This window comes from Bacillus sp. SRB_8, assembly GCF_003264205.1.
GTDB lineage: Bacteria > Bacillota > Bacilli > Bacillales > Bacillaceae_G > Bacillus_A > Bacillus_A mycoides.
Genome location: NZ_NADT01000062.1, coordinates 1 through 1,650 on the forward strand (window position 1 = coordinate 1; position 1,650 = coordinate 1,650).

Sequence of the window (1,650 nt, forward strand, 5' to 3'; positions counted from 1 at the left end):
CACATCCATCAACTTAAGGTATATTTTTATACAAAACGCGGTCTTTTCACGTAGTATTTTATTATCGTTTATAGATGTTATAAAAGTAGGCATATCAAATAAACCCTGACGGGTTTGAATTTTTTTACTATGCTGCCTGATGAGTAGAAGTGGTATACTCATACACAACACCCAAAATATCAAAGACTGTCTTTTTCTCGTATCGATGAGATTTTCGTCCGTTGCGCTGTAGGAGGTTAAACAGACGAAGGAGAACCTTTGATAGCTCTTGGGTGTTTTTGTGTAATGCCTGGTGAAAAAGTGAAAAATAATCTTTAATTATGTACATCGCTTTATATTCACTTAGCTCTTTCTGTTTCTTACGTAACAGGAGTTCTCTCATCTTAAACATTGTAGAAGAACATAATAGGATACTAATGAGTTGTCCATAAAGATGACATTCTAATCGCTCTTGTTTAATAGATTTACAACGATGAATTTGAAACCAGGATTTCCATATTTTAAATAACAGTTCAATTTGCCAACGTAGTGAATATAAATCATAGATTTTCTCTTTTGGTACCCATTCCGTAGGAATGTTTGTCATATATACCGTAATTCCTTGTAAAAGTTTCGTACGCTCTGTATATGTAATTCCTTTTTTCTTTTCACGAATAGCTCGATCATGTAGGCGTTTTTGTTTTTGCTCCTCCGTACATTTATAAACCACAATGCGAGTAGGTAATTTGTCTTTGCTCCCTACATATACATCATGTAATTCATACACTTGGCCAGGTTGTAATTGGTTCATGATGTCTTCCAAATGAATTTGTATATATACCGGCCTCATTTGAGCGGGTTTTGTTTTAAATACGACCGTTTCGAATTCTTTTCTATATATCTTAGTTGGTAACTTAAGACGTGATAAATAATATCCTTGCTTATCTTGAATAGACTTAAAGTCTTGTAAACGAAAATATCCTAAGTCACGAATATATAGTTCATTCTTTTGTGCCATACCTGTTCGAGTCGCACCATACGCCTGATCACTTCGTTTTCCTGGTTCAATTTTCACATCAGAAAATTCTCCACTCAACAAGTCATACTCTAGTTGAATTTTTACACCAGCTTTATGACTACATCCTCCGGCACCAGGATAAGTAGATGCAAATCGATCAGGCACTTGAAATGTTGTAGAATCAAGGATAAGAATACGCTCAAAGTAAGCAGAAAGAGCATGAGAAATCTTAGATAATCCCCCAATTTTAGCTTGTAGAAGTGTAGTGAATACAGTTCGAAAGAAGGCTACAGAAGCCGTGTTAAATCGCCGATTAAGTCCCTCAGGACTTAATAAAATTCCTGTTGAAGTTTCTAATTGACTACAAAGTTGAGTAAGAGAGGTAGTAGCGATTTGTTGATTTAACCATACACACAAAGATAAAAAATGGTGCCCATGGCACTTACGTTTTCGTTTCATTCCGCCTGCTTCTATAGCTAATTGATTAAGTGTAGCAGGAGACATATAGCGATATAACTCTTCGGCAAATAAAGACAACTCTTGTTTTTGATGCATATTCATAAAAAGCACGTCACCCTTTCTTATTAACATAAGAGAATAGTAACGTGCTTTTAACTTCAAGAATAGTCTAAATCCTTAAGTTGATGGATGTG

1 protein-coding gene is annotated in these 1,650 nt (G+C 35.1%); it reads right to left on the minus strand.

Going from position 1 to position 1,650, the window contains the following annotated elements; genetic code table 11:
• Window positions 1-127: 127 nt before the first annotated feature.
• Window positions 128-1,558 (minus strand): IS4 family transposase, encoded by a 1,431-nt coding sequence (locus tag B5P40_RS29445; RefSeq protein WP_113710375.1) that lies wholly within the window; start codon window positions 1,556-1,558, stop codon window positions 128-130.
• Window positions 1,559-1,650: the final 92 nt, after the last annotated feature.